This is a genomic window from Nakamurella sp., from assembly GCF_048594475.1.
GTDB lineage: Bacteria > Actinomycetota > Actinomycetes > Mycobacteriales > Nakamurellaceae > Nakamurella.
Window position 1 is genome coordinate 1 of record NZ_JBMDXT010000528.1, and the last position, 4813, is coordinate 4813.

General features: G+C 72.7%; 3 protein-coding genes and 1 pseudogene. All 4 read right to left on the reverse strand.

What is annotated here, in order from left to right; genetic code table 11:
- A partial coding sequence (locus ACOJUF_RS23705; protein WP_420124272.1) for a serine/threonine-protein kinase occupies positions 1–899 on the reverse strand: 899 nt, incomplete at its 3' end.
- A gap of 121 nt (positions 900–1020) precedes the next feature.
- A complete protein-coding gene (locus ACOJUF_RS23710; RefSeq protein WP_420124273.1) occupies positions 1021–2499 on the reverse strand; it encodes a peptidoglycan D,D-transpeptidase FtsI family protein in 1479 nt (492 codons plus the stop codon).
- Positions 2496–3953 (reverse strand): FtsW/RodA/SpoVE family cell cycle protein, encoded by a 1458-nt coding sequence (locus tag ACOJUF_RS23715; RefSeq protein WP_420124274.1) that lies wholly within the window; start codon positions 3951–3953, stop codon positions 2496–2498. Before ACOJUF_RS23715 ends, ACOJUF_RS23710 begins: the two co-directional genes overlap by 4 nt.
- Positions 3950–4813: pseudogene (locus tag ACOJUF_RS23720) on the reverse strand (hypothetical protein); the annotation flags it as partial. The gene ACOJUF_RS23715 and the pseudogene ACOJUF_RS23720, both read right to left, overlap by 4 nt.

A 4813-nucleotide genomic window follows, 5' to 3' on the forward strand; every position in this document is an offset into this window, starting at 1 on the left:
ACGGCCGGCGCCATCAACGTCGGTCGCGGGGCCGGCGGCCGCGACCCGGCCAGGTCCCGGCCGCCGCCGGCCCGCAGCTCGGCCGCCGCCCGGGCCCGCAGGGCCCCGTTGGCGAACCGGGCGGCCGGATCCTTGGCCAGCATCGTCATGACCAGCCGGGCGACCGCCGGCGGCACGTCGTCGGGCAGCGGCGGCGGCGCCTCGCGGACGTGGGCCAAGGCGATCGCGACGGTGTTGTCGCTGTGGAACGGCAGCCGCCCGGCCAGGCACTCGTACGCCACGACGCCCAGCGAGTAGATGTCCGACGCCGGCGAGGCCTCCCGGCCGGCCGCCTGCTCGGGGGAGATGTACTGCGCCGTGCCCATCACCATCCCGGACCGGGTGACCGGCGCCTCGTGGGCGACCTTGGCGATGCCGAAGTCGGTGATCTTGACCTGCCCGCCGGGGGTGATGAGCAGGTTGCCCGGCTTGATGTCGCGGTGGACCAGCGCGCGGGCGTGCGCCTGCTGCAGCGCGTTGCCGGTCTGCTCGAGCACGTCGAGGGTGCGCCCGACGGACAGCCGGCCCAGCCGGTTGAGCACGCTGGACAGGGACTCGCCGGAGATCAGTTCCATGACCAGGTACGCGGTGCCGGCCAGGTAGTGGTCGGTGCCGGAGATCTCCCCGTAGTCGTAGACCGCGCAGATGCCCGGGTGGTTGAGCGACGCGGTGATCCGGGCCTCCGTCCGGAACCGCCCCAGGAACTCCGGATCGCCGGTCAGCTCCGGCCGCAGGATCTTGATCGCGACGACCCGGGCCAGCCGGGTGTCGTCGGCGGCCCAGACCTCGCCCATCCCGCCGACGGCGATCCGGTGGGTGAGCCGGTACCGCTGGGACAGCGTCACACCTGGTGCGGTCACGTCATCACCCCCGTCGGGGCGCTCGCAGGCTCCGCGCCCCTCGTGGGGGCGATGCCGCTGGGCCGATGGTTCGTTCGGCAAGCCTCACTCACGGCCATCACCCCGTCCATCACCCCGTCCATCACGAACCGGCCAGGGCGGCGGCGATGGTGGCCCGGCCGACCGGGCCGGCGACCTTGGCGCCGGTCGCGTCGGTGCCCAGGTCGCCGCCGTTCTCGACCAGGACGGCCACCGCGACCTTCGGGTTCTGGGCCGGCGCGAAGGCGACGTACCAGGCGTGCGGCGGGGTGTTCTTCGGGTCGGTGCCGTGCTCGGCGGTGCCGGTCTTGGAGGCGATCTCCAGGTCGGCGATGCTGCCGGCGCCCGGGGTGTTCTTCTCCGACTCGATCATCATGTCCCGCAGCTGGTCGGCCACCGGGATCGGGATCGCCTGGCCCAGCGATTGCGGCTGGGTCTGCGAGATGACGGTCAGGTCGGGCTTGGTGGTCTGGGCGATCATGTGCGGCGCCATCCGGTCGCCCCGGTTGGCGATGGTGGCGGTGATCCACGCCATCTCGAACGGGGTGACGGCCACGTCCCGCTGGCCGATGCCGGTCTGGGCCAGCGCCGCGGTGTCGGGGATGTCCCCGAGCCGGGAGCCGACGACGTCCAGGCCGGCGTCGGTGCCCTCGCCGTCCACCCCGAGGGCCTCGGCCTGCTTGCGCACGACGGGGGCGCCGAGCTGCATCGCGACCTCGGCGAACGCGGTGTTGCACGAGTGCGCCAGGGCCTGCGTCAGGCTGACGTCGGCCCCCCCGCCGTCGGCACAGGTCTCGCCGCCGAAGTTGGACAGGGTCGCGCCGCCGGTGCCCGGCAGCGTGATCGTCGGCTCACCGGTGACCGGGGTGTCCGGGGTGAAGCCGTTCTGCAGCGCGGCCGCGGCGATGACCAGCTTGAACGTCGACCCGGGCGGGTAGACGGCGGCGATCGCCCGGTTCAGCAGCGGGCTCGGGTCGGCGTTGACCAGGTCGTTGTAGGCCTGCCGCTGGGTCGCGTCCGAGTGGCTGGCCAGCGGGTTCGGGTCGTAGGACGGGGTCGAGACCATCGCCAGGATGTTGCCGGTGGCCGGTTCGATGGCCACCACGGCGCCGACGTAGCCCTTGTCGCTCATCGCCGAGTACGCGGCCTTCTGCACGGCCGGCTCGAGGGTCAGCTGGACGTTCCCGCCGCGCGGGTCCCGTCCGGTGATCAGGTCCGAGAGCTGGCCGGCGATCAGTTCCGGGGCCTCCCCGGACAGGATCTCGTTCTGGTTGCGCTCGATGCCGGTCGGCCCGTAGCGCATCGAGTAGTAGCCCACCGGGTGCGCGTAGGCCGCCCCCTCGGGGTACACGCGCTGGTAGGAGTACTGGTCGTCGACCGGGTCGGACCGGGCCAGCACCACCCCGCCGGCCGCGGTGATCTGCCCCCGCTGGCGGCTGTACTCGGCCACCAGGGTGCGCTTGTTGTTGGGGTCGGCCCGGTAGTCGTCGGCCTTGATGACCTGGGTGTACGCGACATTGCCCAGCAGCATCACGACCATCACGATGATGGCGTAGCCGACCCGGCGCAAAGGGCGTTTCATCCGCGCCCACCGCGGGCCGGGGGCGCCACCGCCGGGACCATCTGGGTGTTCGCCTGATCCAGCGGCACGGCCGGCGCCGGCGGTGCGACGACCGGGTCGGACGGCCGCCGGGAGGAATCCGAGATGCGGACGAGCAGGGCGAGGATCACGTAGTTGGAGAGCAGCGACGAGCCGCCGTAGGACAGGAACGGGGTGGTGATACCCGTCAGGGGGATCAGCCGGGTGACGCCGCCGACCACGATGAACATCTGCAGGGCCAGGGAGAAGGCCAGCCCGCCGGCCAGCAGGGTGCCGAAGCCGTCCTTGGCGGCCAGCCCGGTGCGGACGCCGCGCGCGGTCAGGATCAGGTAGAGGAGAAGGATCGCGGTCACGCCGACCAGGCCCAGCTCCTCGCCGAGGGCGGCCATGATGAAGTCGGTCGAGGCGAACGGGACGATGTCCGGGCGGCCCGCCCCCAGGCCGGTGCCGAAGATCCCGCCGGTGCCGAGCCCGAACAGCGACTGGACCAGCTGGTAGCCGTTGCCGAGCGGGTCGCCGAACGGATCGAGCCAGATGTCGACGCGGACCCGGACATGGGCGAACATCCGGTACGCCAGGTAGGCGCCGGCGGAGAAGCCCAGGACGCCGATGATCAGCCAGGACACCCGGCCGGTGGCGACGTAGATCATGGCCAGGAACGTGCCGAAGATCAGCAGCGCGCTGCCCAGGTCCTTGCCGATGACCATGATGCCCAGCACCAGCAGCAGCGCCACCAGCAGCGGACCGAGGTCACGGCCGCGGGGCAGCACCAGGCCGAAGACCTTCTTGCCCGCGGTGGACAGCACGGTCCGCTTGGACACCAGGAAGGCCGCGGCGAAGATGATCAGCGCGATCTTGGCGAACTCGGCGGGCTGGATGGAGAACAGCCCGGGCACCTTGATCCAGATCTTGGCCCCGTTCACCTCGGACAGGCTGGCCGGCAGCACCGCGGGGATGGCCAGGAACACCACCCCGACTAGAGCCAGGGTGTAGGCGTAGGACTGCAGCACCGTGTGGTCGCGGACGACCAGCAGCACGATGAGGAAGCAGACCAGCGCCACGCCCGTCCAGACCAGCTGCAACGAGGCCTGCGGGGTGGGCACCTCCTCGCCGCGGTTGACCGCGCTGATCTCCCGGGCCAGGTCCAGCCGGTAGATCATGACCAGGCCGATGCCGTTGAGCAGGGCGACGATCGGCAGCAGGACCGGGTCGGCAAACGGGGCGTACCGGCGGATGAGCAGGTGCGCGACGGCCAGCGCGAGCAGGTAACCGCCGCCGTAATAGGCCAGCTCCCAGCTCAGCGTCCGGTTCTGGTTCAGCTCGACGATGACCAGGGCGGAGGTGACCACCACCGCGGCGAAGACGAGCAGCCAGAACTCGGCCGTCCGCCCGGTCCGGACCGGCGCCCCGGCAGTGCCCTGGTCCCGCCGGCTCACTTGACCACCCGGCAGGTCACACCGGGCTCAGGGGCGCGCGTGGACAGCGGGGTCCCCGAGCTGGTCGGTTCGGTCAGCCGGGATGCGGTGGACAGCAGCGCGCCGGTGTCGGCCGGGTTCGTGCCGGAGGCCGCGGGGATCGTCGGGACCGTGCTCGGTTCGGTGCTCGCGCCCGGGATGCCGGACCCGCTCTGGCCGGGGGCCGGCAGGCCGGGCGCGGTCACTGCGCCGCTCGAGAGCCCGGTGGTCCCGGTGCGGGCCGTGCCGGCGGGCGTGGACGGGACCGTGGAGGCGTCCGGGGTCAGGGTCGAGCCGGTGGTCGGGCCGGGGGTCGGACTGGTGCACGGCGGCAGCATCCGGCCGGCCAGCCGGGCGATCACGGCCCGGGCGTCGTCCAGGCTGCCGGCCTGGATCCCGGCCAGCACCTGGTCCCGGGCCGCCGGCACCAGGTCCTCGACCATCAGCGGGCTGCACTCGTCCAGCCCGGGCTGGCACGATCCCTCCTGCACGCTGGACAGCTGCAGGCCGAGGACGGAGCCGTCGACGCCGCGGAAGACGACGACCTGGCCGTCGCTGGCGCCGACGAAGTACTGGCTGCGCACCCACAGCGTCGATCCGACGAGCCCGATCAGGCCGAGGGCGACGACGGCGGTGACGACGATGACGGTGGTCCGGCGGCGCCGCCGGCGCGCGGGGGGCCCGTCCGGGCCGTCGTCGGCCGACGTGGTGGCGATGGGCGCGGTGACGTCGTCCGGCGGCATGAACTCGGGCGGGGCGGCGGCTTCCTCCGGGATGGCCGGCAGCGGGATCCGCGGCATCTCGGCGGTCATCCGGATCGACGACAGCTGGCCGATCGGTCC

Excerpts from the sequence above, each read along its gene's own strand:
- ACOJUF_RS23710 (WP_420124273.1), bottom strand. The coding sequence starts at position 2,499 with ATGAAACGCCCTTTGCGCCGGGTCGGCTACGCCATCATCGTGATGGTC.